The following is a 25,315-nucleotide window of genomic DNA, read 5'->3' as shown; positions in this document are numbered from 1 at the left end:
GCATCGCTTTGTCGCCAGCGACAGAGGACGGGTCTCGGCCCGTCAGCCGAGGTACTTTCTTTTGCTTCGCCAAAAGATAAGTACCCAAAGAGAAAGGCGACCCGACTGTCCGCGTCGCTACGCTACGTTTCACTTCGCTCCGGGCAACCTGCGTCACGCCATTCAATCTGCGGTGCGGCAAAACTCACTGCGCACCTTTGGAGCTCCGTTCAAACAGGTTGCCGCAAATTTGTTCACGATGCATTGGCACTCTTCGGTGCCAATGCCCGCGGCCCGAACCCCGCGCCGCAGGCGCTGAAACACGGGTGGAAGCGGGTACGGACGGCCTGCGAGAGTTGGAATGAAATTGGTTTCAAGCCCAATTGCTGATTGCGGTAGCAGCTATTAATTTTTCAAAGAAGCTATCCCGCATCCGGTATTGCCCCCCTTTTGCCCACGTTGCCCGCAGGCGAAGCCGGAGGGACGGGGGCAGCAGGGGCTGTGTTCTTTGCTTACTTTCTGGTGGTCCGGCATATCGGCAGCAGAAAGTAGGTCGGCAAGCGGGCCGAGACCCGCCCTCTGCAAGCAAGGCAGGCAGGCAGGCAGGCAATCAGCCTCGCCACATCAGGCAAACAGCTAAAGCATCACAACAAGCCAAACAAGCCCCAAGCACAGACAACACAAGCGCCACTCGCTATCAATTTCAAAAACTACCGCTTACATAAAGCCGAGGTAAAGCGCACACCAAACCCACACAAATCTGCGCACAATCCGGCGCAAACCCCATACTTTTGCGCTCCATGCTCTCCAAGCTGCTCAAGCCCCTGCTCTGGCTGCTGGCCCTGTGCCTGGCGGTCTATATCTGTATCTGCAGCTATATGTTTGCGCAGCAGCGCCAGATGATCTTTCCGGGCGGCAGCACACAGGTGGCGGCCGAGAGCACCGATTTCTCGCTGCAGCGCTCCGACGTGCTGCTGCGAGGCTGGCAGCTGCACCCGGCGGACGGCAAGGCGCGCAATGCGGTGATCTACTTTGGCGGCAATGCCGAGAACATTGCCCATCGGCGCCAGCAGCTGGCGCGCAGTCTGCCGCACAGCGATATCTATATGCTGGCCTACCGTGGCTATGGCGCCAGCGAGGGCGAACCCACGCAGGAGCTGATGGAGCTCGATGCCGCCGCCTTGTTCGATGAGGTCAGGCGCCTGCACCCCCAACTGCCCATCACCGTGATCGGCCGCAGTCTGGGCACGGGCGTGGCGGCTGCCGTGGCCGACCTGCGCCAGCCTGACCAGTTGGTGCTGGTCACTCCCTTCGACAGCATTCTGAACACGGTACGCGGCATGTATGGCTGGCTGCCTGTGGAACTGCTACTGCGCGATCCGTTCGACTCTGCCGCGCATCTGCGCAACTACCGCGGGCCGATTCTGGTGCTGCGTGCGGGACGCGACCAGGTGGTGCTGCCCGAGCGCACCGACGCCCTGCTGCACAGCCTCAGGGACAAGGCGGTGCAGGTGCAGGCATTCGCCCAGGCGAATCATTCGACCATCTTCCGCGCCAACGGCTTCTGGAGCGCCATAGAGCAGTTTGTGGACGGGCATCAAAAAGAGGCCTGAAAGGCCTCTGACGCTCCCAGCAGGTGCTGTCCGGCGATGGGCTTCAAGTGCCAGTCAGATCCTTGACGACCGTCGTCGCACCGTTTTTCCTGACGGACTCAATGCCCGCATCACGCGATGCCGCCGAGGCATAGAGCTGGCTTGTGCCGATAACCTGATGGTTGGCAGCCTTGAGGTTGAAATACTCCTTGCCGTTGCTGGCGGTCTTTTTCTCGTAGCGCTCGGCCAGCGGGCTGTTGGTCTGCACCGAGGCAATGCCGTTCTCGGCTGCCGCCCGGGTCTTGTACAGCTCGCTGGTGAGAATAATCTCTCCGTTGCTGGCCTTCAGCACAAACCGGAACTGCACATCGCTGCTCTTGCTCAACTCGAAATGACCTGCCATTGGTTTCTCCTTCAGTTGCAAAAAGCGGCCTGCGCCGCAGGGGGTAGCCAGCACACTATAAAACCATCACCGCTGAAACCGGGCCTCTCATGGCTGGCTCCGGCGGTGATGAATCCAACCTTGTCAGCTTTTCATGCCGCTTTCATAAGACGGCTGATCCAGCCCCAGGCCCTCGGCCAGGCTCTCGGCATATCCGAGCATCAACGTGCGTCGCGATAACAGCACGGACGCCAGCTGTGACCAGCCTGCGTGTTCCCTTACCTCGTCCTGCCTCTGGCCGTAGAGCATGCGCAAATCCTCTATCAGCCGCTCGACCAGCGCCGCGTCGGGCAGGCTGGCACGCACAAAGCCCATCCATGCGGCGCCCATGCCGAAGAAACGGTAACCGTATTGGCCCGCCAGATGGCGGATCACGGCCTGGTTCTGGAAACTGTCCCAGTCCGCGCTGAAATAGCCATTGGGCTGGCCCGCAATCATCAGCTCGTCGCTGGGCACGGGCAGACGCTGTACATAGACCACCTCGTCGAGCAGCACCTCGGGACTGCGGTTGGCCAGCAGCAGGGCATCTACATCCTCGGTCGCCAGCAGCAGCGTGCCGCAGACCTGCGCCCAGTCCTGCATCAGCTCGGGCCGCTGCAGCTGCGCCACGCGGTGCTGCAACGAAGCCAGCGTCAGGGCCTGCTCCTGCGCCGGGTCCTCCCAGTCCATGTCCTCGGGGTCATCCAGATACAGGCGCTCATCCTGGCTCGCATGGCCGCTGGTGTAGCTGCACTGGCTCACATCGTCCAGCGTGCAGAGGTAGCGATGTGCAGGGTCGGCGGCGCGCAGCGCGTCCAGCCGCTCCAGCACCTCGTCCAGGGTCTTGAACTCTTGCAGCCATTCATGTGCGAAGGCAAAGTTACCCTGGCGGTATTCGGCCTGTTCCCCGTCGAATTTTCCTGTCTTCATTTGCGCAGCACCCGGCGATAAAAGAACACACACAGACCGACGAAATAGGCCAGGCCGAGCCACATGGCGGGCGCAAAGCCGTCGCCCACCAGGGCCAGCGGCGCATCCATCCCGCTGAAGCCTATGAGTGCCGCAATCAGCAGGCCCATCAGGCTCTCGCCCACGATGAGACCCGAGGCCAGCAGCAGGCCGCGCTCCTCGGCCGCCGCCGTCCAGTCCTTGCCGCCGCGCTGCGCATAGGCCTTGATGGCTCTGGCAATGCACCAGCCCAGCACCGCGCCTATGGTCAGCGTCAGGCCTATGGTGGGCGGCAGATAGATGCCCAGGCCCACGGCCAGCGGCGGCAGCGCGCCCTTGCCGCTCTTGCGCAAAGCCAGATCAATCAGGATGACGGCAATGCCCACGGCCACGCCCAGACCCAGCATGCTCCAGTCCAGCGAGCCCTTGAAGATGCCGCTGGCAATCTGCATCATCAGCGTGGCCTGCGGTGCGGCCAGGGCCTGATTCGGGTCCATGCCGGCACGCGGCATGCTGCCTGCAAAACCGTAGGCGTTGTAGAGCAGATCCAGCACGGGCGGTATGACCAGCGCGCCCACCAGACAGCCGATGATGAGCACGATCTGCTGACGCCAGGGCGTGGCCCCCACCAGGTAGCCGGTCTTGAGATCCTGCAGGTTGTCGTTGGAGATCGCGGCCATGGCCAGAACGGCCGAAACCATGAACAGCACCAGCGCAATGCCCATCTGCCCTGCGACGGCGCTGGCATAGGCCGGCACCAGGGCATGCAGCGCCAGCAGGGCCACGCCCATGAGCAGGGTGGCGATGATGCCGATTCCCGAGATGGGACTGGCCGACGAGCCCACCAGACCGGCCATGTAGCCGCAGGCGGCGGCTACCAGAAAGCCGAACAGGGCCGCGAACAGCACGCACAGGGCTGCCAGGCCGTAGCGTGCGCCAGCGGCCAGATCGGGCATATGCCCGGCGATGAAGTCATTGACCACCAGGAACAGCACGCCCAGGGCGGCGGCCCCTATCATCATCATCCAGCTGCGCGGCATGTCCTTGTCGGTCTCGTCGCCACCGGCCCCCTCGGCGACGCTGCGCGCAGGCTGGTTGCGGATCGCCTGGACAATGGGCTTGGCCAGCGTGGCCACGGTCCACAGCGCCGAGATGCCGATGACGCCCGCCCCCAGAAAGCGGGCCTTGCTGCCCCAGAGCTGGGTGGACAGCTCGGAGAGCGCCTGACCGGCCGCAGGAGAAGCCTGGGCCGTCAGCCAGGGAACGACCACGCCCCAGCACAGCGCCAGCCCCACCAGCACGGCAATGCCTGCGGCCGCCCCCATCAGATAGCCGGCAGCCAGCAGGGCGGGCGAAAAGCCCGCCGCCAAGCGAAAGGCCACGCTGCCTGCGGGAATCCAGAAGTTGAAGGCATCGCCGAGCAGACGCAGACCGCCGCTGAGAAAGCCGAACAGCGCGGCCAACCCCGTACCCCAGCCCAACTCGCGCAAGCCCGAGCTACGCGGTTTGCCCAGGTTCTCCGAGTCATGGGCATGACGCTGCTCATCGCCTACGCGCAACACCTCGGCAGCGGCCACGCCCTCGGGATAGGGCAGCTCGGACTGCACCACCAGCACGCGGCGCAGGGGCACGGTGTAGAGCACGCCCAGCGTGCCGCCGGCCGCGCAGATCAATGCCGTCTGCCAGAACGGAAAACCCGTCCACAGCCCCAGCATGAGCAGTGCCGGCAGCACAAAGATCACCGAGGACAAGGTGCCGGCAGCGGAAGCCTGGGTCTGCACCAGATTGTTTTCAAGGATGTTGGAATCCTTGAAGCGATAGAGCAGCGCCATGGAGATCACGGCAGCGGGAATCGCCGAGGCAAAGGTCAACCCGACCTTGAGCCCCAGATAGACGTTGGCGGCGGTGAACGCCAGGGTGATGAGCGCGCCAAGCAGCACGCCACGAAAGGTGAACTCTCTCTTGATTGGTGTATTCATTGTGCAAGCGGGAGGGTCTGTAACGGCACAAGCCTAGCATCAGCGGCGCGCAACACCATGTCCGTCGCGCGCCCTTCGGGCCAGCTCCTTGCATCGCCAATGGCCGGTTCATGAAAAAAGGAGACCGAGGTCTCCTTTTCCGTTCAGCAGCCAGGGCTTCAGAACAGCACGCGGCAGCGGATGGTGCCCGCAATCTGCGCGAGCTTTTCCAGCGCCAGCGCCGAGGACTTGGCATCGATATCGATCACCACATAGCCCACTTTTTCATCGGTACGCAGGTACTGGCCCGCGATATTGATGCCGTTGTCGGCAAACACCTGGTTGATGGCAGAGAGAATGCCGGGACGGTTCTCGTGCACATGCAGGATGCGGTTGTTGCCGGGGTGCTCGGGCAGCGCCACTTCGGGGAAGTTGACGGCCGATGTGGTCGTGCCGTTGTCGCTGTACTTGACCAGCTTTTCCGCCACTTCCAGACCGATATTGGCCTGTGCCTCCATGGTGGAGCCGCCGATATGCGGCGTGAGGATGACATTGTCCATGCCTCGCAGCGGCGACAGGAATTCGTCCTTGTTGCTCTTGGGCTCCTTGGGAAAGACGTCGATGGCCGCGCCCAACAGCTTGCCGCTTTGCAGCGATTCCGCCAGCGCCTCGATATCGACCACCGTGCCGCGTGATGCATTGATGAGAATGCTGCCGGGCTTCATGGCGGCAATCTGAGCCGCTCCCATCATGCCGTTGGTGGAGGCCAGCTCGGGCACATGCAGGGTGACGATATCGGACTGGGCCAGCAGCTCATTGAGACCGCTGCTCTGCTGGGCATTGCCCAGCGGCAGCTTGGTCACCACGTCGTGGAAGATGACCTTCATGCCCAGGCCTTCGGCCAGCACCGACAACTGGGTGCCGATGGAGCCATAGCCGACGATGCCCAGCGTCTTGCCGCGGATCTCGAAGGAGTTCTCTGCGCTCTTCTTCCAGCCGCCGCGGTGGGAGACGGCATTCTTTTCGGGGATGCCGCGCAGCAGCAAAATGGCTTCGCCCAGCACCAGCTCCGCCACCGAACGGGTATTGGAGTAAGGCGCGTTGAAGACCACCACGCCGCGCTCGCGCGCTGCGTTGAGATCCACCTGGTTGGTGCCGATGCAAAAGCAACCCACGGCCACCAGCTTCTGCGCGGCCGCGAACACATCGGCTGTGAGCTGGGTGCGCGAGCGGATGCCGACAAAGTGTACATCGGCAATCTTGCGCTTGAGCTCCTCGCCGTCCAGCGCGCCGGTCAGTGCCTCCACATTGGTGTAGCCCGCGTCATGCAGCACCTTGAGCGCGGAGGGATGTATGCCCTCGAGCAGCAAAAACTTGATCTTCGATTTATCCAGCGACGTCTTACCCATGATCCAGCCTCGATCCATCAAAACTCCATTACAGCGGTTTCGTAATTCCGTTACAGGATCTGGGTGCATCACCCCTTCGTGAAGTGAAGAGGAGCCACACCGGCGTCCCTGACCCAAAAACAAGCGCATGGCGGGGCAGAAGCGTGCATTTGTCGACTCACCTGTAACAAATTACGACTTTCCGATTCGCTTCCTACAATCGCGATCATTCACGCGCTTCGAATTTCATAGTCGAAAGTGCAGACCACTCAAGCTTTTTACAAGGATTTGCTGCCTATGCTGACCCTCTTGCGCCGCGCAGAAGATTTGCTGATTCAAGTTCTGCGTCTTGTCTTGCTCGCCTTTTCCATCTTTGTGCTGTTTGGCATGGGCCACTGGATCTGGGACCACTACAAGCCCAAGAAGCCCGATGTCGCCACTGCCGGTGCAACGGTGCTGAACTGGAAGGATGCACCCTACGACCTCAAGTACATGGAAGAAGAGACCGGTCGCGACCTGAGCGTCCTTGGCAACGCCGTGCCCATGGAAAAGCGTCTGGCCGACCCCGCCCTGCGTCCTGATTTCCGCAAGGCCGACGGCCTGCTGCGTGGCTTCATCTACCGGGACACCGCTGCGCGCAAACGCGTAGAAGCGGAAAACAGCAGCCAGGGACTGGATCCCATCCACCCCCTGCTCAAGGGCGATGCCCTGCCCTCGGCCGACGATGTCAACCGCCAGATCAAAATGCGCGAGGCACGTGAGAACTCCTGCTGCGACAAGGAGGCTGCCGACGCGGCCGCTGCCGAAGTGGATGCCGCCTGGACGGCTCGCCGCATCTCGCTGACCCGCGAGGACCGCATGGCCCGTGCCGCCGCAGAGGCTGCAACCGATGCAGCGATGGCGGCAGCCGCCGAGGCTTCAGGCGAAGACGCCATGCTGATGGATCCGGTGAACCTGGCCTCCGAAATCAACGACCGTGCCCAGGCAGCCGAGATGGAGCATGGCGAGGGCTCGTACGCGGCCTACATCAAGGGACTGCCCGTGGCGCTGGAAAAGGTGCTGGGCAACGAAGGCCTGGCCAAGAAGCTGCAGCAGCAGTCCGCCCCGCAGATCGTCAACACCTTGCTGACCAACTACACACTGTCGTTCGACCGCACGGCCGCCAAGCTGCGCGGCGACAACCCCGATGAGGAAAAGTGGGAGTTTCTGGGCATGGACACGGCTTTTGCCACGCTGCTGATTTCCTGCCTGGTGATGGTGATGATGGCGCTGGTGATGTTCCGCATGGAGCGCCATCTGCGCGGCATCGGCGCGCAATCGGGTCAAAAGTCCTGATCTCCCGGCTCCGGCACAAAGGCCGGGGCTTGCGCTATGGTTTCGGGCCCGCCTCTGTACAGTAGGCGGGCCCTTTTCTTTTCAGTTCAGTGATATCACCATGAGCACCACCCGTAGCAGTACCGTCCCCGTCCACGCGCAATTCATCGAGCGCATGTCGCCGCGCGCCTTTGTACCTGAAGCACTGAACGCTGCCCAGATCGAGCAACTGGTGGAAGCCGCCCGCTGGGCGCCTTCGGCCAGCAACAAGCAACCCTGGCACTTTGCCTACGCCCTGCGCGATGACGCTAACTGGCAGGCGTTCTCGCAGATCCCCAACGAAGCCAACCGCCGCTGGTGCCTGAATGGCGGCGCGCTGATCGTGCTGCTGTCGGACAAGCAGGCTTCCGCCGCCAAGCACAGCTTCGATGCGGGCTGCGCCTGGGGCTATCTGGCGCTACAGGCCCATGCCATGGGCCTGGCCACGCACGCCATGGGTGGCTTCTCGGCGGACGAAGCCCGCAAGGTGCTGAACCTGCCCGAGCATCTGGTGCCCGAATGCGTGATCGCCGTGGGCCGCCGCGCCGATGCCGCAACCCTGCCTGACGATCTGCGCGAGCGCGAGCTGCCCTCCGGTCGCAAACCGCTGGTCGAGGTGCTGAGCGCCGGTGCAGTGCCAGCCTGAAGCGCCAGCCCCGCTGCCAAAGCTCCACAGCTCACCTTGTGGAGCTTTTTTTGACAGAATTGCGGCACTAATCAATACAACATTGCGGGAGCAGCTATTAAATTTGCGCCCCGTAGCCTGAGCCTATGTCCGTCATGCAAACAATGTGGCAGCGCCTGGGGCCGGTGGCCTCGCGCCCTTCTTGGAAAGAGCTGATCCGCGCCAGCATCGGTGCCGGCCTGGGTCTGGCTCTGGCCGGCATTCTGGTAGGGCTGGTCGAGCATTTCTTTCCCAACACCCTGTTTCTGTTCGCCCCGCTGGGCGCCACGGCCGTGCTGGTGTTCGCCGTGCCCAGCAGCCCGCTGGCCCAGCCCTGGAACTGTGTCGTCGGCAACACCGTGCCTGCGCTCTATACCTTGCTGCTGCTCTGGGCGTTCCCCATGCTGTCCCAGACCTCGCTGGCAGCACTGGCCGTGGCAGGAGCCATTGCCCTGATGCTGCTGCTGCGCGCCCTGCATCCGCCGGGCGGCGCCGTGGCCTTGCTGACGGTCCTGGCTGCGGCCCAGATGGCGCCGCTGGGATGGCATCTTCTGATCCCCATGGCCGTGCTCTCGGGCGTTCTCGCAGCCATCGGCGTGCTCTACCACCGCGCCTGCGGCCGTCCCTACCTGCACCAGCCGCCCCAAGCGGCCAAGACCCTGCGCCCCACCACGCGCCTGGCGCTGAGCGAGCAGGATCTGGAGCAGCTGTTGCAGCGCTTCGAGCAAAGCTACAACCTGACACCCGAGGACCTGGGCGAGCTGCTGGCCGCCGCCGAGGAGGAAGCCATCAAGCGCCGGCTGTCCAGCGTGAACTGCGGCACCGTCATGTCCGCCAAGCTCCTGACAGTGAGCCCGCAGACTCCGCTCGAAGAGGTGGCCGAGCTGTTTCACCGCCATCTGGTCAAAAGCCTTCCCGTGGTCGATGCGCAAGGTGAGCTGATCGGCCGCGTGCTGCGCGCCGACCTGTTCGACTGGCTCTGGCAGGACCACCGCGCGCGCCAGCAGCAAAACCTCTGGCAGCGCCTGCGCAGCCGGCCATCCAAGGTGCAGTCCGTGGCTCAGGAACTGATGCGCGCGCCCGAGATGAGCGTGCAGGAAGACACACCCATGGGCGATCTGCTGCACGAGCTGGCATCGCACAGCGTTCAGTTCATTGCCGTGCTGCGCGGCAAAACCCTGGTCGGTGTCATCACGCGCTCCGACGTGATTCGCACCTTGCTCTCCATCAATCAATAGCCATGCGGGCAAAGGCCCTCTTGCCTGACACGGGCTGCTGGATAAACTATGGGCAGTACTGGTTTGATTGCCCGAAAAGGAGTTGCTGCCATGGACGCCGTGTTCACCCCCAACCTCGACAAGCTGCGCAACATCGTGCAAAGCTTTGGAGCCAGTTCCTTTACCGCGACACAGGTGGCCACGGAATATGAAGGCAGCACTGCCAGCAGCGAAATCACCAAGACCTTCGAAGAGCTGCTCGCCCACCACGCCACCGTGCTGGGCATTCAGTCCGTGCCGGGCCACCATGTGGTCTGGCGCGCAAACTGAGTTGCTGACAAGCCCCTTCATGCATGCCCACCTCGGTGGGTATTTTCTTTTTCATCAAGGGATCAACTGGGCTAAAGTGCGGCGCCATGTCGCTGATTCCTCTTTCGTTGTGGATGCCGCTGTCCGTTGCGGCCTGCGTGCTGCTGGTACTGGCCGCCGTGGGCTGGCTATGGCGCACCGCCCTGCGCATCCCCGCAGGCAGCCGTGACGGCCGCAATATGCGCAGCATGGCCGCCATTGCCAGCGCAGGCCTGCTGCTGTGGCTGGCCTATGGCTTGTTCAAGGGTTATGGGACGCTGTGGCAAGTCGATGCGCTGATGCTCATGGCTCAGGCGCCGTTGCTGGTGCAGGTGCCCTTGATCATCGCTGGAGTGGCCTGGATTGCGGCCCTGCTGCTGGGCCGCGTCATGGCCATGCACAGGCACGAGGACTGAAAGCGCGGTCCCTAGTGCGCGCGCGGTACGGTCGGCGGCAGGTCCGCCCATAGCTTGCGCAGCTGCTGCAACTCGGCATCGAAGCGCTGGTTGATGCGCTGCTTTTCCTCTTCCTGCTGCTTGATGAAGCGCTGCTGCTCGGCCTGGGAGTCCGTGTTGTCGTCCAGTTGGCGGCGCAGATTGGCCGGAGCCTTCTTCGGGTCGTTCTGATAGAACTCCAGCTCGGTATTTAGCTTGCGGCGTCGTTCCTTGAGATCGACCAGGCGCTGCTGGGCCACGCCGATCACATCGTTGACCTGGGCAATGGCCTCGGCTCTGGCGGCATCATGCACGCCCTGATTGGGGAAGCGCGCCAGCATGGCGCGGTCACGCGAGCGCTCCTCGCGCAGGCGCTGCTGCTCGGCCTGGTCCTGGCGTCGCCTGGCCTCCTGTGCACTGCGCTCCTGATCGGTCAGCGTGGGGCCCACGCGGCGCAACTCGACGCCCGTGGTGCCGAGCACACGCTGCTCGCGATCGACGCAGGAGGCAATAGGTCTGTCGGCCGTGATGCGCCGCCCATTGGCATCTGTGCAGGCGTAGATACCGCTGCTATTGGCTGGAGCCTGGGCTTGAGCCGGCATGGCACCTGCCCAGACGGTAGCTACCACATACAAACTCAGTTTTGCATGCAAGGCCTGCTTCATTTGCGTGTTTATTCCTTGTCTTCAACACCATAACGCTGACGGTAGGCCAGCACGCGCTCATGATGCTCGCGGCCGGCGTCCCCGCCCTGCTGCTCGAGATAAAGCAACAGATCTGCCAGCTTGGCAATCGCACAGACCTGCATGCCCAGTTGATTGCGCACATATTGCACGGCGCTATGCGCCACGTCCTGGCCATTCTCTGTTGCCATTTCCTGACGATCCAGAGCGATGGCCACGGCATGCGGCTCGGCACCGGCCGCCTTGATGATAGCAATCGACTCGCGCGCGGCCGTACCGGCCGACATCACGTCGTCAATGATGAGCACGCGGCCCTTGAGGGGAGCGCCCACCAGGGTACCGCCTTCGCCATGATCCTTGGCTTCCTTGCGGTTGTAGGCGAAAGGCACGTTCTTGCCCTGGCGTGCCAGTTCCACCGCCACCGTGGCTGCCAGAGGGATGCCCTTGTAGGCAGGCCCGAAGACCATATCAAACTCCATGCCGCTGGCCAGAATGGCTTTTGCATAGAATTCGGACAGACGGGCCATCTTGGCGCCATCGTCGAACAGGCCGGCATTGAAGAAGTACGGGCTGATGCGCCCGGCCTTGGTCTTGAATTCGCCAAAACGCAGCACGCCCGCATCGACGGCAAACTGCACAAAATCCTGCGCCAGACGGTCTGCACCGCCCATTGGCTTCTCACTCACCACCATGGATTCATCCTTGTTCAAATTAACCAGCCTCAACCTCAACGGTATCCGCTCTGCCACGACCAAAGGCGCCGAAGCCTGGATCGAAGCCACTGCGCCGGATTGTATTTGCGTCCAGGAAATCAAGGCCCAGGCTTCGGATATGGCCGGGCGCTTCGAGGTGTTGGCCGGCATGAAGGGCTATTTCCACTTCGCCGAGAAAAAAGGCTACTCGGGCGTGGGCGTCTACACCCGCCACGAGCCCAGCGATGTGGTGGTGGGCTTCGATATCGACGAGTTCGACGCCGAGGGCCGCTATGTCGAAACCCGCTTCGACACGCCCGGCCGCAAGTTCTCCATCATCAGCGCCTACTTTCCCAGCGGCAGTTCGGGCGAGTTGCGCCAGGAAGCCAAGTTCCGCTTTCTCGCCAAGATGCACAGCCACCTGATGCACCTCAAGGCCGAGCGCGACTTCGTGCTTTGCGGCGATATCAATATCGCGCACCAGAAGGAAGACCTGAAGAACTGGCGCGGCAACCAGAAAAACAGCGGCTTCCTGCCCGAAGAGCGCGACTGGATGAGCAAGTTGTTGCACAAGACCGAGGCCAGCGGCGGTCTGGTCGACGTCTATCGTCAGCTTCAGCCCGACACCACGGATGCCTGCTATACATGGTGGAGCAATCGGGGCCAGGCCTATGCCAACAACGTGGGATGGCGACTGGACTACCATCTGGCCACGCCTGCCATCGCGGCCCTGGCGCGCACCGAGTCCATCTACAAGGGCGAGAAGTTCTCGGACCACGCGCCCATCACCATTGGTTACGACATGGCGATCTGAAGCGCACAAGCAACACCGGCAGCGACCTGCAAGGCAGTGAACGCACGCATGCTCGGCGAATTGAGTTAGCGCAAGGTGCAACAGTACAACCCATGCGAGCATGAGTTGTACTGAGCCGGCTGGGCAGGTTTCCGAAAGAATGAACTGCGGAACCTGGATGGCGACAAGGCCACAGCGGTTCCCGTTTCGCTTTTAGGAAAAGGAATAGCCAATGAAGAAGATCCTGATGACCCTGGCCCTGTGTGCAGTCGGTGCCATGAGCGCACCCGCCATGGCGGCAGGCTGCGAAGCCGTCGTTGAAAGCAACGATGCCATGCAGTTCAATGTCAAAAGCATCGATGTGCCCAAGTCCTGCAAGAAGTTCAGCGTGACTCTCAAGCATGTGGGCAAGATGCCCAAGACCGCCATGGGCCACAACATCGTGGTCAGCACCGCTGCCGACATGCAGGCCGTGATCACCGACGGCATGGCCGCGGGTGCTGGCGCCGACTATGTGAAGGCCGGCGATGCACGCGTGCTGGCTCACTCCAAGGTGATCGGTGGCGGCGAGACTACCAAGTTCGACATCGATGCGAGCAAGCTCAAGGCTGGCACTGACTATGCCTTCTTCTGCTCCTTCCCCGGTCACTCGGCCCTCATGAAGGGCTCGCTCAAGCTGGGCTCCTGAGCTCCGAAGCTCCCGATTCAGGAGCTTGCAGCGCTTTCTTCACATAAGTTTTGAAGTTATTCACACTGAAAAACATTGATGGACAAGCGCCAGCAGCTCTTAAATAAGGAGCTCATCCGGCTGCATCAAAGCGCCTGTGATTCGCGTCACAGGCGCTTTTTCATGGCTTATTCCATTGCCGAAGTCAGCGGTCTGTTGCTCACCACATGCTTCATGACCAGCGTGGACGTCATGCGCAGCACGCCGGGCAGCCGGGTCAGTTGCTCGTCATAAAGCCGCTGGTAGGCAGGCAGATCACGCACCACGACCTGCAGCAGATAGTCGGGATCGCCGAACAGGCGCTGGGCCTGCACCACATTGTCGAGCCGGGCCACGGCATCCTCGAACGCAGGCACGGATTTGCTGTCCTTGAGCGTGACAAAGACCAGCGACGAGAAATCCAGCCCCAGCGCCGCAGGGTCCAGTTCGGCGCGGTAGCCGCGAATCACGCCCGAGTCCTCCAGTGCACGCACACGCCGGTGGCAGGGCGACAGGCTCAGGCCCACCTGCTCGGCCAGCTCGGTCACCGTGAGGCGGCCATTGTTTTCGAGCGCAGCAAGAATTTTTCGATCCAGCGAGTTCACGAGGCAGTTTCTTCCAATTTCAAGCCGTTCAGTGGCAAATATTGAGAGCACATTCTCGCTCCTCTTCCATATTCTCTCGGCATCAACGCTTTTCGAGGAAATTTCGTGTCCTACGCCGCCTTGACCGCCTTCTGGGCCGTCTCCTTTCTTCTGGTGCTCACGCCCGGGGCCGACTGGGCCTATGTGATCTCGGCCGGTCTGCGCGGCCGGCGGCTGGTGCTACCCGCCACGCTGGGCCTGGCCTGCGGTGCGCTGCTGGCCACGCTGGCTGTGGCAGCGGGCGTGGGCGCCCTGGTGGCGCGCAACCCGGCCCTGCTCACCGCCTTGACGGCCACCGGCGCGCTGTACCTGGCCTGGATGGGCGTGGGCCTGTGGCACAGCCCCGCAGCCATCGGCAGCGCCAGCGATGCCGAGAGCGGCACGCGCTGGCACTGGACGATCAAGGGAGCCAGCGTCAGCGGCCTCAACCCCAAGCAGCTGTTGCTGTTGCTGGCCCTGCTGCCGCAGTTTGTGCGGCCTGCCGAGAGCTGGCCGGTGTTTGCGCAAATCATGGCTCTGGGCGCGGTCCATGCAGCCAGTTGCGCCGTGGTCTACTTCGGCGTGGGCTGGGGCTCGCAAAGCGTGCTGCGCTCGCGGCCTTCCGCCGCGCTTGCCGTCTCGCGCCTGTCTGGCACGCTGATGCTGGTGATTGCCGCCGTGCTGCTCGGTGAAATCGCCGTTCAACATCTCTGACAGCAAAAATGCCTGCGGCCGAAAACCGCAGGCATTTCAAGAACAGGCATATGCCACAACCCGGGACACCGGGCTCCCGCATTGCAAGGCAAGGCGGCAGAGGGGGCAGAGCGCCTCAGCAGAGGCCACTCCATCTCATCAGCTCTTCAGAGCCCCCAGTACCTCGTCGAGCATCTTCTTGGCATCGCCGAACAGCATGCGGTTGTTGTCCTTGTAGAACAGCGGATTGTCCACGCCTGCATAGCCGGAGGCCATGGAGCGCTTCATCACGATGGAGGTCTTGGCCTTCCAGACTTCCAGCACCGGCATGCCGGCGATGGGGCTCTCGGGATCGTCCTGAGCCGCGGGGTTCACGATGTCGTTCGCGCCGATGACGATGGCCACATCGGTCTCGGGGAAGTCTTCGTTGATCTCGTCCATCTCCATCACGATGTCGTAAGGCACCTTGGCCTCGGCCAGCAGCACGTTCATGTGACCGGGCATGCGTCCTGCCACCGGATGGATGGCAAAGCGCACAGCGACGCCTTTTTCGCGCAGGGTTCGGGTGATTTCGTTGACCGTGTGCTGGGCCTGGGCCACGGCCATGCCGTAGCCGGGCACGATGATGGCGCTCTTGGCTTCGCGCAGCATCTCGGCCGTCTCGGCGGCGCTGACCGGTGCCACTTCACCCTGGGGCTCAGCAGCCGCAGCGGCACCGCCCTTCTTGGCGGGAGCGCCGGAACCAAAGCCTCCGGCAATCACGCTGATGAAGTTGCGGTTCATGGCCTGGCACATGATGTAGCTCAGGATGGCGCCCGAAGAGCCCACCAGCGCGCCGGTGACGATCAGCAGGTCATTGCCCAGCATGAAGCCGGTCGCCGCAGCAGCCCAGCCCGAGTAGCTGTTGAGCATGGACACCACCACGGGCATGTCGGCGCCACCGATGGCCATGACCATGTGCACCCCGAACAGCAGCGCAATGGCGGTCATCACGACCAGCGGCAACATGCCGTCCGCCACGGTTTCGGCATGCAAAAACTCGCGGCCGAACCAGATCACCACCAGCAGCGCGATCAGATTGAGCCAGTGACGTGCGGGCAGCAGCAGCGGCTTGCCGCCGATTCTGCCGTTGAGCTTGCCAAAGGCAATCAGCGAGCCCGAGAAGGTGACCGCGCCGATCAGGATGCCCACGTAGATTTCCACCTCGTGAATGGCTTTTTCTGCGCCGGCGAGCTGGATGGAGGTATCGACATAGCTGGCAAAGCCCACCAGACAGGCGGCCAGACCGACCAGGCTGTGCATGAGGGCGACCAGCTCGGGCATCTGGGTCATCTTGACGACCTTGGCCGCATACAGGCCGATACCGCCGCCGACCACCAGCGCGCCGACGATCCAGGCGATGCCGCCGGCATCGACACGCGGGCCGAACACGGTGGCCAGCACGGCCAGCGCCATGCCGATCATGCCGAACAGATTGCCGCGGCGCGAGGTTTCGGGATTGGACAGCCCGCCGAGGCTGAGGATGAACAGGATGGCAGCCCCCAGATAGGCCACCGTTGCGAGACTTTGGGACATGGTGTTTCTCTCTTGTGCTCGTTCTTCTTATTTGCGGAACATGGCCAGCATGCGACGTGTCACGGCAAAGCCGCCAAACATATTGATAGCAGTCAGCACAAGCCCAGCAAAGGCCAGCCAGCGGATCAGTTCATCCGGACGGCCCGTGCCCGCCGTTCCCGGCGGTGCAATCTGTACCAGAGCGCCAATGGCGATGATGCTGGAGATGGCGTTGGTCACGCTCATCAGCGGCGTGTGCAAGGCAGGCGTCACATTCCACACCACCATGTAGCCGATGAAGCAGGCCAGCACGAACACCGTGAAATGGCCCAGGAAGGCCGCTGGCGCGTAGGCGCCGATGAACCAGAAGGCCACGGCGGCAATCGCAAAAATAATGGCCAAGGTCTTGGCCGGCAGCGGGCCGGCAGCGCCATGGCCGTGGCCGCCTTTCTTCTGCTCCACCACGGCCGCGGCCGGCTTGGGGGCTGGCTTGGGCGCCTGGGCAAGGGGCGGGGCAGGCCAGGTGATCTCGCCGTCCTTGACAACCGTCAGGCCGCGAATCGCATCGTCTTCCATATTCACCACGGCCACGCCATCCTTGGCCTTGCACAGCTCTTCGGTCAGGCGCAGCAGGTTGGTGGCGTACAGCGTGGACGATTGCTTGGCCAGGCGCGATGCGAGGTCGGTGTAGCCGATGATGGTCACGCCGTGGCGCACCACGGCCTCATTGGGCACGGTCAGCTCGCAGTTGCCGCCCTGCTCGGCCGCCATGTCGACGATCACGCTGCCGGGCTTCATGCTCTGCACCATCTCGGCCGTGATCAGCTTGGGCGCCGGTTTGCCGGGGATCAGCGCGGTGGTGATGATGATGTCCACATCTTTGGCCTGCTGGGCATACATCTGGCGCTGCGCGGCCTGGAAGCCCTCGCTCATCACCTTGGCATAGCCGCCGCCGCCGGCACCGTCCTCTTCGTAGTCGACCTTGACGAACTCACCACCCAGCGATGTGACCTGATCGGCCACTTCGGCCCGCGTGTCGTTGGCACGCACGATGGCGCCCAGATTGGCAGCCGTGCCAATGGCCGACAGACCGGCCACGCCAGCGCCAGCGATGAAGACCTTGGCTGGCGGCACCTTGCCTGCAGCCGTGATCTGGCCGTTGAAATAGCGGCCAAAGGCGTTGGCGGCCTCGATCACCGCGCGGTAGCCCGAGACACCGGCCATGGAGGTCAGTGCATCCATCTTCTGCGCACGGCTCAGCGTGCGGGGCAGCGAGTCGATCGCCAGCACCGTCACCTTCCTGGCGGCCAGTTGCTGCATCAGATCGGGGTTCTGGGCAGGCCAGATGAAGTCGATCAGGATCTGGCCTTCGCGCATCAGCGCGACTTCCTCCGAGGTGGGCGGGCGCACCTTGAAGAGGATGTCGGCAGCAGCCCAGACCGCAGCAGCGTTGGGCAGCACCTCGGCACCCACTGCGCGATAAGCGTCATCGCTGAAGTTGGCGGCATCGCCGGCGCCCGATTCGATGGCGACCGAAAAGCCCAGCTTGATGAGTTTTTCGACCACATCGGGCACGGTGGCCACGCGCTTTTCCAACGGGAAGGTTTCCCGCGGGATGCCGATGCGTTGGGCGCCAGAGCGTTGGGCGCCAGAGCGTTGGGCGTCACCACGTTGGGCGCCAGCGCCGCTCGGCTGGTTGGAAGAGGTAGACATGCAGAGTCTCCTGGAGTTTAAAAACGGTTTTCCTCCAGACCGACCCGTCCCCTGCCATTCCTGCCCGTGGGAGGAACTTGTATTGCATGGGCATTGGCACGGCCTGAACGATCTTGAAACTGTGTCGGGCCGCTTCCCATGAAGCGACTGCCCGCTGCCTTGCAGCACAAATACGTTTTAGCAGCCCGCACCAAAATGGGGCACTCGCATCCATGCTAGCTCAAATGAGGGATGACGCCAGAATCTGAGCGGGCATTTTTGATGCGCGTGTCATGCCGTGTCATGCTTGCGGGGTTCGCTGACCGCGAGACTACGCAAACGCCCGAAAAATACAAGTCACCCATGTTGCAATATCACACCGTCCCCGTCACCGCCTTTCAACAGAACTGCTCTCTCGTCTGGTGCGACCAGACCATGGATGCGGCCGTCATCGACCCCGGCGGTGATATCGAGCAGATCGAGTGGGAGGTGGAGCGCCTGGGCCTGAATCTCAAGGCCATCTGGATCACCCACGCCCATATCGACCATGCCGGAGGCACCAGCGAGCTCGCGGCCAAGCACGCCTTGCCCATCATCGGCCCGCATGAAGGCGACCAGTTCTGGATCGACGGCCTGCCCCAACAGGGCGCCATGTTCGGCTTTCCCCACTCAGACCCCTTTGTGCCCACGCGCTGGCTGCATGACGGCGACACCGTGACCATCGGCCAGGAAACGCTGAACGTGCGCCACTGCCCCGGCCACACGCCCGGCCATGTGGTCTTCCACTCGCCGCAGATCGACCGCGCCTTTGTCGGCGATGTGCTGTTTGCCGGCAGCATAGGCCGCACGGACTTCCCTCAGGGCAATCATCAGCAGCTGATCGACTCCATCGTGCAGCGGCTGTGGCCCATGGGCGATCAGACGATCTTCATCCCCGGGCATGGCCCGGAAAGCAGCTTCGGCCGCGAGCGCAAGCTGAACCCCTATGTCAGCGGGACCTGAAGCCTGACGACCGAGACTTGCGGAATCAGGTCTTCCGTAGCAGCATGCGCCTGTCACGCCTTGTGACATCACATCTGTTGGAGGGAGTTCGTATGCGCAATTTATGGAAGATTTGCCTGGTTTCAGCCCTGGTCAGCAGCTCATTGCCTAGCCTGGCCCAGGCTCCGGCAGCGGCGCCTGCCGCACCGGCCGCCAAAACAGCCCCCATGCCCGCCAAGCCGGCGGCAGAACCCGCAGCAAAGGCAGCGCCGGCCCCTGCCGCTGCCAAGGCGGACATGCAGACCTTTGTCTGCAAGGATGGCTCCACCATGAGCGCGGCGTCCTCCAAGGGAGCTTGCTCGGGCCGCAAGGGCATTGATCAGCAGGCCACTGCCAAGGCTGCTGCAGGCGCCAAACCGGCCGCGACCGCCGCGCCTGGCGGCGGTGCAGGCAAGGTCTGGGCCAATGAGGACAGCAAGATCTACCACTGCCCCGGCACCCGCTTTTACGGTACGACCAAGAACGGCAAATACATGAGCGAGGCCGATGCCAAAGCAGCCGGCATGCATGGCGCCAACAACAAGAGCTGCAGCTGAACCTGTAGCATCAGACCATCGCGCTGACCTGCGATTGCAGGCAGCGCGATTTTTCATTCACAACAGGCTAGATTGCTTGTCCATCAAACACAAGCAGCTATCAATTCAAAAGGACAATCGCGGGAATGAACTGGTTGGCCGGACTGTGTATCTTGCTGATGGCAGCCTTGCTGCTATGGGCTTTTTCGGCGCTGTTCATCAGCATGCTCGCCGGCCTGGCGGTCAGCGCCCTGCTCTGGCAGCCGCTGCGCTGGTGGCGCCGCAGGCAGTTGCTGCGCGAGCTGGAGCAGAACCCGGCTCTCGATGTCCCGCAGCAGGCCCCTTGCGCCCTGTTCTATCTGCTGTCCGCAGCCGTGGCTCTGCTGGGATGTACCGCCGCACTGGCCACACTGATTCATCTGCCCGATAGCCTTTATTCGCCCGAGCAGCTTTCTCTGATCTGTGGCCTGGTCTTTGCCATCAGTCTTGCCACCCTCATCAAGCTGAGCGGCAATCTCGTCAGCCTGGGTGAGGAGGCCTCTGCCGCTGCCGAGATCAGGGCGGCCTGGTCGCTGGCAGCGGGCATTGTGCCCATGCTGTCCCTTATCACCCTGATTTTCTTCGTACCGCATACGGCGGGCTGGATGGTCTGGCGCGAGCAATGGCGGGGCTATGACAGCACGCAGTTGCGCATCCCCCTGAAGCACAACGATGCCGAGCACCAGCAGGCCTTGTTGCAGTTGGTCCGCCCGATGCTGGAGCAAGGCAGCCGCATCCTGAGTCACCGTGCCCGCTCGCGCAGTGGCGGCAGCTATACCCTGAGCGCCGCCCTGCCCGCACGCTATCGTTTTCATAAAGATGCGCTGGAGTTGCAACTGGCGGGTCTGATGCCGCAGGAGCAACTCAACATGCATCTGCAGGCCCTGATTTCCGTGGTGGAAGGAGAGGTCAGCAGCCTGCCACTGGCCTATGCCCAATGCCAGCCGTCCCCCGATTGGTTGGGCAGACAGCGCTTTTTCGGGCGTGGCCAGCAAGCCATGCAATCGCTGCGCGAATGCGTGCGGACTCGCCAATCCGAGCTGACGACCGCTATTCCATTGCTGCGGGGCAATCTGCAGGAGGTGCAAGTGGGATGGAGTCGCTTTCGCCCCTGGCCGGCTCTGCCGCGCTGGCAGGCAGCGACCTTGCCGGAGGATGAAGATGAGCTGCTGCGGCTCGATACTTTGCGCTAAGAACCACTGAGCGGCAACACATCCAGCCACTGGCCGGGCTCCACCCCTTCAATCGAATAAGGCCCCACGGCCATGCGCACCAGGCGCAGCGTGGGGTGGCCGACGGCTGCCGTCATGCGACGCACCTGGCGGTTCCTGCCCTCGCGGATGATGAGCTCGATCCAGCAATCGGGAATGTTCTGGCGCACGCGAATCGGCGGGTTGCGCGGCCACATCAGGGGCTGGGGCTCTATCAGGCGGGCCTTGGCGGGCAGTGTCTTGCCGTCGCTCAACTCCACGCCCTCGCGCAGGCGCTGCAAAGCAGCCTCGTCGGGCATGCCTTCGACCTGCACCCAGTAGGTCTTCTCCATCTTGTGGCGCGGATCGGCAATGCGGGCCTGCAACTGGCCGTCATTGGTCAGCAGCAGCAGGCCTTCACTGTCGGCATCGAGCCGGCCCGCCACATAGACACCAGGCACATCGATCCAGTCCTTGAGGCCCTGCCACTTGCCCTCGGGCGTGAACTGGCTGAGCACTCCATAGGGCTTGTGAAAGCACAGCAGACGCGTGACCTCGGGCCGGGGCGCGGGCTGGCGCACCACGGTGCTGCGGCGCAAGTTGCTGGAGCGATTGGAAGAGAACGGGCGGGGCATGGCAACGAGCTTAGCAACAAAGACCAGAACTGACATCAAGCATAAAAAAGCCTTGTATCGCTTACCGGACAATGGAAAACAGCTATCAGTTTTGAAAATTCGGAAAAGCAGCACCGAGGAGCGGCTGTGGATAAACCTCACGCACGCAGTTCAGCCAGGCCTGGGCCGCACGCGACAGGTAGCCGGGCCGCCACATCAGCGCCACATCCCAGGGGATCTCGGGTTCCACCAGCGGGCGGCTGGCCACGCGCTGCGGGTCATAGCGGGCAATGACATGCTCGAACATCACGGCCACGCCCACCTGGGCCGCGACCAGATGGCCTATGAAATCCCAGTAGCGTGTCTGCAGCTTGACCTGTGGCGTGAAGCCAGCCGCCTGGCATTGCTGCAGCACATGCTCGTGCAGAGCAAAGTCCGAGGTGTAGAGCACAAACGGCAGGTCGCGCAGATCGCTCCAGCGCATGGGCTGGTCGGAGTCTGGCACCTGCCGGGCCGACAGCACCACGCGCGTCTTCTGGCGTGCCACGGTGTAGCGCTCCAGCGCAGGATCGGGGGCTGAGAACAGGCCCAGCGCCATATCCAGCTGGCCTTCCTGGATCAGCTGGTACTGGGCACGTGCCCCCTGCTCGTTGACCTGCAGGTTCACACCCGGATAGCGCTGCTGGAACAGCGCGATCACCGGCGCCATGTAATGGCCCGTGGTGGGCATGATGCCCAGGGACAGTTCGCCGCGTGTAATGTGATCCACCTCGGCCACCTGGCGGCGCAGCAGCTGGGCCTGTTCAAGAATGTCCAGTCCGCGGTCATAGACCACCTGGCCGGCATCGGTGAGCTGTACGCCCCGCCCCTCGCGCAGCAGCAAACGGCCACCGAACTCATCTTCCAGCGCCTTGACCATCTTGCTGATAGTGGGCTGGGTCACATGCAGGGTTTCGGCCGCGCGGGTAAAGCCATTCTGGCGCACCACCTCAATGAAATAGCGCAGGGCGCGCAAGTCCATGACAATTCCTTTTACGCATGGAAAAAATGAAAATAAGTCATTTTATGAATATAGGTGAAAACCCTAGAATTTCACCCATGTCACAGATTACGGAAGCTGTAGCCCCTCGCGCCCAGGGCTACAGCCATTCTCTTGTCCAAACACTCTGGCAACTGCTCAAGGCCGTGCTGCAAGTGTGCCTGCTCAGCGCCATCTGGATTGCCATGGATGTGCTGCGTCAGCATTTCGGCTGGAGCATGCCGGCCGGCCTGATCGGTTTCGGCCTGCTGGCCGTGGGCCTTTTTTCGGGCCTGGTCAAGGCACGCTGGCTGCAAAGCGGCACCAACTGGCTGCTGGCCGAGATGCTGCTGTTCTTTGTGCCCGCCATGCTGGTGGTCACCGAATACCCTGATCTGATACGCCACCAGGGCCTGCGCATTCTGGCCGTCATCGTGGCCAGCACAGCCTGCGTGATGGCTGTGACTGCACTGGCAGTCGATCGTGTCTATCGCTTCGAGCTGTGGCTGGCAAGGCGCAAGTCCAGCCGCGAAGCCGGCAAGGAGTAAGCCATGCTGTCGAATGAAGTCATCGGCCTGCTGTCGCTGCTGGCCACCGTGGCCTGCTACTGGGTCAACAAGCGCCTGTATCGCAAGCATCCCCACCCGTTGCTGATGCCCATCGTTGCCACTCCCATGGTGCTGATCGGCCTGTCGCTGCTGACCCATGTCAGCTACCCCCAATACATTGCCCAGACACACTGGCTGGTCTGGCTGCTGGGCCCCACCACGGTGGCATTTGCACTGCCGCTGTACGAGAACCGCAAGCTGCTGCGCAAGCACTGGATGTCGATTGCCACCGGAGTGGTCATGGCCAGCCTGGTCTCCATCTCCACCACCATTGCGTTTGCCGATATGTTCGGCCTGTCCGAGGCGCTGCAAAAAGGCCTGGCCGTGCGCAGCATCACGACACCGTTTGCGATCGAGGCCGAGAAAGTGCTGGGCGGCCCCACCGATCTGGCGGCGCTGTTCGTGCTGCTGACCGGGGTCAGTGCCATGCTGCTGGGCGAGACCGTGCTGCGTGTGCTGCCCCGCATCCGCAGCAAGCTGGCCACGGGCGCCAGCTGGGGCGGCGCCGCCCATGGCAGCGGCGTGGCCAGGGCGCGCCAGGCCGGCGAGGTACAGGCCGTGATGGCATCGCTGGTGATGATGATTGCCGGTGCCGTCAACGTGCTGGCCGCGCCCTGGGTACGAACACTGTTTTTCTGACCCTCTGAAACACCGGGTGCCTGCGCCGCTCCCGCATCGCTGCGCGACTAGCACTGCAGGTGCGGGTGCGGCACAGGCCGCGTGGAGTGCAGCACTCAGTGCACCGGAATGGCAATCGGGCGCAGCGGCGCGGCGTCGCCGCCTCGGATCTTCAACGGGTTTCCGATGAATACGAACTCATAAACCTTGTCTCGCGAGAGCCCGTCCAGGGCCACCAACTCCATGATGGGAATGCCTTGCTGCGCCAGCAGGTAGCTGTGCAACGGCACATAGTCATCGTCCACTTCTGAGGGGAAAGTCTCCAGGCTCAGGTTGTCGGCGCCGACAATCATGGCGCCGGCATCCTCTGCCAGAAAGCGCGCGGCATCCAGGCCCAGCCCCGGGGGTTTGGCCATATAGGCCTGGGGTTGGTCGTAGAGCTTCATGCGACCCGTGCGAATCAGCACGACATCGCCCTCCTGCAGCGTCACGTTCTGGCGTGCCAGCGCGTCCTTGAGGTCCTGGCGCGTGATCCGGTACTGGTCGGGAAGCATGTCGACGCCCTTGGCGGCCGCCACATCAATCAGCACGCCGCGCGCCACCAGCGGCGGGAATTTCTCTATGCCCGTGCGCTGCCAGCCCCGGTCGCCCAGGTGCTGGTCGGCGCTGAAGCCGTTCCAGATCCTGCCGCGTATGCCGAAGTGGTTGAGCGCGTCGATGTGCGTGCCCGTGTGGCTGTACATGGAGAACGCCGTGCCCGTGTAGCTGCGCGTGGCGTTCATGTCCTTGCCTACGTTCATGGGGTCGTCCACCACGGTGCCGCGCGGCGTGTGCGTCATCCAGAACTGGTAGTGCGGATCGCCTGCGTCCTGCCAGCTGGGCATTCCCACGTAGTACTCGGTGGCCAGGTCATAGACCTGGCCGCCCGTGATGCGCTGCAGGATGGCAGCGCGCGAGGCGGGCGTGATCAGGTTCAGGCGGCCGATCTCGTCGGCCGGCCCCCAGGGGCTGGTGCCCACGTCCTGGCGGGCGCCGGCCGGGAGCGTGTGGCCACCGTGGGCATGAGCCAGGCCGGAGAACACTGCTGCCATCGCGAGCAACAGGGTGGGCAAGCGCCGGACACGGGCGCGGAAAGAGAAGTTCATGAGTGTTTCCTAGGAGGCGGTGCGCCTTTCGGCGCGAGTGAAAAAGTGAGAGGAAATGGCTTAGCCCACCAGGGCGCGCAGCCGTTCACGCAGCATGTTCAGGGGCTGGGTCTGCAGCGGTGGCAGGCCCTGGGCGATCAAGGTGGGAATGCTGCGCAGGCCCAGGTGCTGAGCCAGTGCGAGGTCCTGGTGAACCATGTTCAAGGCCTCGGCACTTTCCATGCAGCGTGCAAAAGCATTGCGCTCGAAGCCGGTGTGCGTGGCGATGTCCAGCAGCACCTCGGCGTCGCCTATGTTGCGATGGGCACTCATATGGGCGTGCTGTATGGCATCGAACAGATTCCAGTGGGCCTCGTCGCCCTCCAGGATCTGGGCGGCCTGGCAGGCCAGTGCGCCGGCCAGGCCGCTGGGGTACTCAAAGGCTTCGCGGCGCATGCCTTCGATGTCGATGCGCTGTGTGTCGTCATGCCGTGCGCAGGCCTCCCAGTGCCCGAGAATGGTCTGCTTGGCCTGCACCATGGAGCCAAACCTTGCCACCATCTCGGCACGAGAGGCTTGCAGCACAAAGCTGCGCTGACGTACGCGCAGGCCCAGCTCGCCAGCCACCTGGCGCAGGCGCGGCGACATCACATAGCACCAGCCGCAAACCACGTCGTGGAAGAAATCGATGGTGGGAGCTGCCTGCGCTGCCGCGGACAGGACCGGGTCAGAGGCTGGATGGGGTGCGGCCTGCGCGGGCAGAGCGCAGGAAAAATCATGGCATTGCGTCATGCTTGTGTCCTTCATGGC

Annotated in this window: 27 protein-coding genes; 14 read left to right on the top strand and 13 right to left on the bottom strand. The window is 63.0% G+C overall.

All coding sequences use genetic code 11. From position 1 onward, the window contains the following. Positions 1-779: 779 nt before the first annotated feature. Positions 780-1,592, top strand: a complete 813-nt coding sequence (locus CTR2_RS01325) for an alpha/beta hydrolase (protein WP_087085383.1) — start codon at positions 780-782, stop codon at positions 1,590-1,592. 43 nt (positions 1,593-1,635) lie between these two features. On the opposite strand, the gene CTR2_RS01320 is transcribed toward CTR2_RS01325, so the two are convergent. From CTR2_RS01320 to serA, 4 genes are all read right to left on the bottom strand, one after another. Further along, the gene (locus CTR2_RS01320) at positions 1,636-1,974 is read right to left on the bottom strand and encodes a YegP family protein (RefSeq protein ID WP_087085384.1); all 339 of its coding nucleotides are present in this window, start codon (positions 1,972-1,974) and stop codon (positions 1,636-1,638) included. A gap of 123 nt (positions 1,975-2,097) precedes the next feature. Further along, positions 2,098-2,922, bottom strand: a complete 825-nt coding sequence (locus CTR2_RS01315) for a hypothetical protein (protein ID WP_087085385.1) — start codon at positions 2,920-2,922, stop codon at positions 2,098-2,100. Then, positions 2,919-4,919, bottom strand: coding sequence for an OPT family oligopeptide transporter (locus CTR2_RS01310; protein WP_087085386.1), 2,001 nt, complete (start codon positions 4,917-4,919; stop codon positions 2,919-2,921). The genes CTR2_RS01315 and CTR2_RS01310 overlap by 4 nt, the downstream gene beginning before the upstream one ends. 158 nt (positions 4,920-5,077) lie before the next feature. Beyond that, positions 5,078-6,307, bottom strand: coding sequence for a phosphoglycerate dehydrogenase (gene serA / locus CTR2_RS01305; RefSeq protein ID WP_034357918.1), 1,230 nt, complete (start codon positions 6,305-6,307; stop codon positions 5,078-5,080). Between the two features lie 276 nt (positions 6,308-6,583). On the opposite strand from serA, the gene CTR2_RS01300 reads away from it, so the two are divergent. The 5 genes from CTR2_RS01300 (at position 6,584) to CTR2_RS01280 (ending at position 10,284) form a co-directional block, all read left to right on the top strand. Further along, positions 6,584-7,621, top strand: a complete 1,038-nt coding sequence (locus tag CTR2_RS01300; protein WP_087085387.1) for a hypothetical protein — start codon at positions 6,584-6,586, stop codon at positions 7,619-7,621. 100 nt (positions 7,622-7,721) lie between these two features. Continuing rightward, positions 7,722-8,285, top strand: coding sequence for a nitroreductase family protein (locus CTR2_RS01295; protein ID WP_087085388.1), 564 nt, complete (start codon positions 7,722-7,724; stop codon positions 8,283-8,285). A gap of 134 nt (positions 8,286-8,419) precedes the next feature. After that, positions 8,420-9,541 carry an HPP family protein gene (locus CTR2_RS01290; RefSeq protein ID WP_238707613.1) on the top strand — a complete coding sequence of 374 codons (1,122 nt, stop codon included), beginning with the start codon at positions 8,420-8,422 and terminating at the stop codon, positions 9,539-9,541. A gap of 90 nt (positions 9,542-9,631) precedes the next feature. Further along, positions 9,632-9,850: a hypothetical protein gene (locus CTR2_RS01285; protein ID WP_003070377.1), complete on the top strand. Its 219-nt coding sequence runs from the start codon at positions 9,632-9,634 to the stop codon at positions 9,848-9,850. Between the two features lie 86 nt (positions 9,851-9,936). Further along, positions 9,937-10,284, top strand: a complete 348-nt coding sequence (locus CTR2_RS01280) for a hypothetical protein (protein WP_087085390.1) — start codon at positions 9,937-9,939, stop codon at positions 10,282-10,284. An 11-nt stretch (positions 10,285-10,295) separates the two neighbouring features. Here the strand turns inward: CTR2_RS01280 and CTR2_RS01275 are convergent, their stop codons facing one another. After that, positions 10,296-10,967 carry a DUF4124 domain-containing protein gene (locus CTR2_RS01275; RefSeq protein ID WP_087085391.1) on the bottom strand — a complete coding sequence of 224 codons (672 nt, stop codon included), beginning with the start codon at positions 10,965-10,967 and terminating at the stop codon, positions 10,296-10,298. An 8-nt stretch (positions 10,968-10,975) separates the two neighbouring features. Next, positions 10,976-11,677 carry an orotate phosphoribosyltransferase gene (gene pyrE / locus CTR2_RS01270; protein ID WP_087085763.1) on the bottom strand — a complete coding sequence of 234 codons (702 nt, stop codon included), beginning with the start codon at positions 11,675-11,677 and terminating at the stop codon, positions 10,976-10,978. Between the two features lie 10 nt (positions 11,678-11,687). Here pyrE and CTR2_RS01265 point away from each other — a divergent pair, with 10 nt between their 5' ends. Both CTR2_RS01265 and azu read left to right on the top strand, forming a co-directional pair. Further along, positions 11,688-12,491: an exodeoxyribonuclease III gene (locus CTR2_RS01265; RefSeq protein ID WP_087085392.1), complete on the top strand. Its 804-nt coding sequence runs from the start codon at positions 11,688-11,690 to the stop codon at positions 12,489-12,491. 211 nt (positions 12,492-12,702) lie between these two features. Beyond that, positions 12,703-13,158 carry an azurin gene (gene azu, locus CTR2_RS01260; RefSeq protein WP_087085393.1) on the top strand — a complete coding sequence of 152 codons (456 nt, stop codon included), beginning with the start codon at positions 12,703-12,705 and terminating at the stop codon, positions 13,156-13,158. 167 nt (positions 13,159-13,325) lie between these two features. On the opposite strand, the gene CTR2_RS01255 is transcribed toward azu, so the two are convergent. Further along, the gene (locus CTR2_RS01255; protein ID WP_087085394.1) at positions 13,326-13,781 is read right to left on the bottom strand and encodes an Lrp/AsnC family transcriptional regulator; all 456 of its coding nucleotides are present in this window, start codon (positions 13,779-13,781) and stop codon (positions 13,326-13,328) included. A gap of 105 nt (positions 13,782-13,886) precedes the next feature. Between CTR2_RS01255 and CTR2_RS01250 the strand changes: the two genes are divergently transcribed. Next, the gene (locus CTR2_RS01250) at positions 13,887-14,513 is read left to right on the top strand and encodes a LysE family translocator (protein WP_087085395.1); all 627 of its coding nucleotides are present in this window, start codon (positions 13,887-13,889) and stop codon (positions 14,511-14,513) included. Positions 14,514-14,651: 138 nt separating this feature from the next. Here the strand turns inward: CTR2_RS01250 and pntB are convergent, their stop codons facing one another. Continuing rightward, positions 14,652-16,067, bottom strand: coding sequence for a Re/Si-specific NAD(P)(+) transhydrogenase subunit beta (gene pntB, locus CTR2_RS01245; RefSeq protein WP_087085396.1), 1,416 nt, complete (start codon positions 16,065-16,067; stop codon positions 14,652-14,654). Positions 16,068-16,094: 27 nt separating this feature from the next. Continuing rightward, positions 16,095-17,759 carry a Re/Si-specific NAD(P)(+) transhydrogenase subunit alpha gene (locus tag CTR2_RS01240; protein ID WP_254913475.1) on the bottom strand — a complete coding sequence of 555 codons (1,665 nt, stop codon included), beginning with the start codon at positions 17,757-17,759 and terminating at the stop codon, positions 16,095-16,097. A 342-nt stretch (positions 17,760-18,101) separates the two neighbouring features. On the opposite strand from CTR2_RS01240, the gene CTR2_RS01235 reads away from it, so the two are divergent. From CTR2_RS01235 to CTR2_RS01225, 3 genes are all read left to right on the top strand, one after another. Then, on the top strand, positions 18,102-18,740 hold the full coding sequence (locus tag CTR2_RS01235; protein WP_087085397.1) for an MBL fold metallo-hydrolase: 639 nt from the start codon (positions 18,102-18,104) through the stop codon (positions 18,738-18,740). Positions 18,741-18,832: 92 nt separating this feature from the next. Further along, positions 18,833-19,315, top strand: coding sequence for a hypothetical protein (locus CTR2_RS01230; RefSeq protein ID WP_238707615.1), 483 nt, complete (start codon positions 18,833-18,835; stop codon positions 19,313-19,315). Positions 19,316-19,440: 125 nt separating this feature from the next. Beyond that, positions 19,441-20,526: a hypothetical protein gene (locus CTR2_RS01225; RefSeq protein WP_087085398.1), complete on the top strand. Its 1,086-nt coding sequence runs from the start codon at positions 19,441-19,443 to the stop codon at positions 20,524-20,526. On the opposite strand, the gene CTR2_RS01220 is transcribed toward CTR2_RS01225, so the two are convergent. Both CTR2_RS01220 and CTR2_RS01215 read right to left on the bottom strand, forming a co-directional pair. Beyond that, on the bottom strand, positions 20,523-21,194 hold the full coding sequence (locus tag CTR2_RS01220) for a pseudouridine synthase (protein ID WP_140401086.1): 672 nt from the start codon (positions 21,192-21,194) through the stop codon (positions 20,523-20,525). The genes CTR2_RS01225 and CTR2_RS01220 overlap by 4 nt on opposite strands. Before the next feature lie 49 nt (positions 21,195-21,243). Further along, positions 21,244-22,158: a LysR family transcriptional regulator gene (locus CTR2_RS01215; RefSeq protein ID WP_087085399.1), complete on the bottom strand. Its 915-nt coding sequence runs from the start codon at positions 22,156-22,158 to the stop codon at positions 21,244-21,246. A gap of 77 nt (positions 22,159-22,235) precedes the next feature. Between CTR2_RS01215 and CTR2_RS01210 the strand changes: the two genes are divergently transcribed. Both CTR2_RS01210 and CTR2_RS01205 read left to right on the top strand, forming a co-directional pair. Next, positions 22,236-22,703 (top strand): CidA/LrgA family protein, encoded by a 468-nt coding sequence (locus CTR2_RS01210; protein ID WP_087085400.1) that lies wholly within the window; start codon positions 22,236-22,238, stop codon positions 22,701-22,703. Positions 22,704-22,706: 3 nt separating this feature from the next. After that, on the top strand, positions 22,707-23,402 hold the full coding sequence (locus CTR2_RS01205) for an LrgB family protein (protein ID WP_087085401.1): 696 nt from the start codon (positions 22,707-22,709) through the stop codon (positions 23,400-23,402). Between the two features lie 95 nt (positions 23,403-23,497). Here the strand turns inward: CTR2_RS01205 and CTR2_RS01200 are convergent, their stop codons facing one another. Both CTR2_RS01200 and CTR2_RS01195 read right to left on the bottom strand, forming a co-directional pair. Beyond that, positions 23,498-24,526, bottom strand: coding sequence for a cyclase family protein (locus CTR2_RS01200; RefSeq protein ID WP_087085402.1), 1,029 nt, complete (start codon positions 24,524-24,526; stop codon positions 23,498-23,500). A 60-nt stretch (positions 24,527-24,586) separates the two neighbouring features. Next, positions 24,587-25,297 (bottom strand): DsbA family oxidoreductase, encoded by a 711-nt coding sequence (locus tag CTR2_RS01195; RefSeq protein ID WP_087085403.1) that lies wholly within the window; start codon positions 25,295-25,297, stop codon positions 24,587-24,589. Positions 25,298-25,315: the final 18 nt, after the last annotated feature.

Source organism: Comamonas thiooxydans, from assembly GCF_002157685.2.
GTDB lineage: Bacteria > Pseudomonadota > Gammaproteobacteria > Burkholderiales > Burkholderiaceae_C > Comamonas > Comamonas testosteroni_H.
The sequence above is the reverse complement of the archived record's forward strand: the minus strand, read 5'-3'. Positions and strand labels throughout refer to the sequence as shown.

Coding starts and splice junctions, on each gene's coding strand:
- CTR2_RS01325 (WP_087085383.1), top strand. CDS start 780: ATGCTCTCCAAGCTGCTCAAGCCCCTGCTCTGGCTGCTGGCCCTGTGC.
- CTR2_RS01320 (WP_087085384.1), bottom strand. CDS start 1,974: ATGGCAGGTCATTTCGAGTTGAGCAAGAGCAGCGATGTGCAGTTCCGG.
- CTR2_RS01315 (WP_087085385.1), bottom strand. CDS start 2,922: ATGAAGACAGGAAAATTCGACGGGGAACAGGCCGAATACCGCCAGGGT.
- CTR2_RS01310 (WP_087085386.1), bottom strand. CDS start 4,919: ATGAATACACCAATCAAGAGAGAGTTCACCTTTCGTGGCGTGCTGCTT.
- serA (WP_034357918.1), bottom strand. CDS start 6,307: ATGGGTAAGACGTCGCTGGATAAATCGAAGATCAAGTTTTTGCTGCTC.
- CTR2_RS01300 (WP_087085387.1), top strand. CDS start 6,584: ATGCTGACCCTCTTGCGCCGCGCAGAAGATTTGCTGATTCAAGTTCTG.
- CTR2_RS01295 (WP_087085388.1), top strand. CDS start 7,722: ATGAGCACCACCCGTAGCAGTACCGTCCCCGTCCACGCGCAATTCATC.
- CTR2_RS01290 (WP_238707613.1), top strand. CDS start 8,420: ATGCAAACAATGTGGCAGCGCCTGGGGCCGGTGGCCTCGCGCCCTTCT.
- CTR2_RS01285 (WP_003070377.1), top strand. CDS start 9,632: ATGGACGCCGTGTTCACCCCCAACCTCGACAAGCTGCGCAACATCGTG.
- CTR2_RS01280 (WP_087085390.1), top strand. CDS start 9,937: ATGTCGCTGATTCCTCTTTCGTTGTGGATGCCGCTGTCCGTTGCGGCC.
- CTR2_RS01275 (WP_087085391.1), bottom strand. CDS start 10,967: ATGAAGCAGGCCTTGCATGCAAAACTGAGTTTGTATGTGGTAGCTACC.
- pyrE (WP_087085763.1), bottom strand. CDS start 11,677: ATGGTGGTGAGTGAGAAGCCAATGGGCGGTGCAGACCGTCTGGCGCAG.
- azu (WP_087085393.1), top strand. CDS start 12,703: ATGAAGAAGATCCTGATGACCCTGGCCCTGTGTGCAGTCGGTGCCATG.
- pntB (WP_087085396.1), bottom strand. CDS start 16,067: ATGTCCCAAAGTCTCGCAACGGTGGCCTATCTGGGGGCTGCCATCCTG.
- CTR2_RS01240 (WP_254913475.1), bottom strand. CDS start 17,759: ATGTCTACCTCTTCCAACCAGCCGAGCGGCGCTGGCGCCCAACGTGGT.
- CTR2_RS01235 (WP_087085397.1), top strand. CDS start 18,102: ATGTTGCAATATCACACCGTCCCCGTCACCGCCTTTCAACAGAACTGC.
- CTR2_RS01230 (WP_238707615.1), top strand. CDS start 18,833: ATGCGCAATTTATGGAAGATTTGCCTGGTTTCAGCCCTGGTCAGCAGC.
- CTR2_RS01225 (WP_087085398.1), top strand. CDS start 19,441: ATGAACTGGTTGGCCGGACTGTGTATCTTGCTGATGGCAGCCTTGCTG.
- CTR2_RS01220 (WP_140401086.1), bottom strand. CDS start 21,194: ATGTCAGTTCTGGTCTTTGTTGCTAAGCTCGTTGCCATGCCCCGCCCG.
- CTR2_RS01215 (WP_087085399.1), bottom strand. CDS start 22,158: ATGGACTTGCGCGCCCTGCGCTATTTCATTGAGGTGGTGCGCCAGAAT.
- CTR2_RS01210 (WP_087085400.1), top strand. CDS start 22,236: ATGTCACAGATTACGGAAGCTGTAGCCCCTCGCGCCCAGGGCTACAGC.
- CTR2_RS01205 (WP_087085401.1), top strand. CDS start 22,707: ATGCTGTCGAATGAAGTCATCGGCCTGCTGTCGCTGCTGGCCACCGTG.
- CTR2_RS01200 (WP_087085402.1), bottom strand. CDS start 24,526: ATGAACTTCTCTTTCCGCGCCCGTGTCCGGCGCTTGCCCACCCTGTTG.
- CTR2_RS01195 (WP_087085403.1), bottom strand. CDS start 25,297: ATGACGCAATGCCATGATTTTTCCTGCGCTCTGCCCGCGCAGGCCGCA.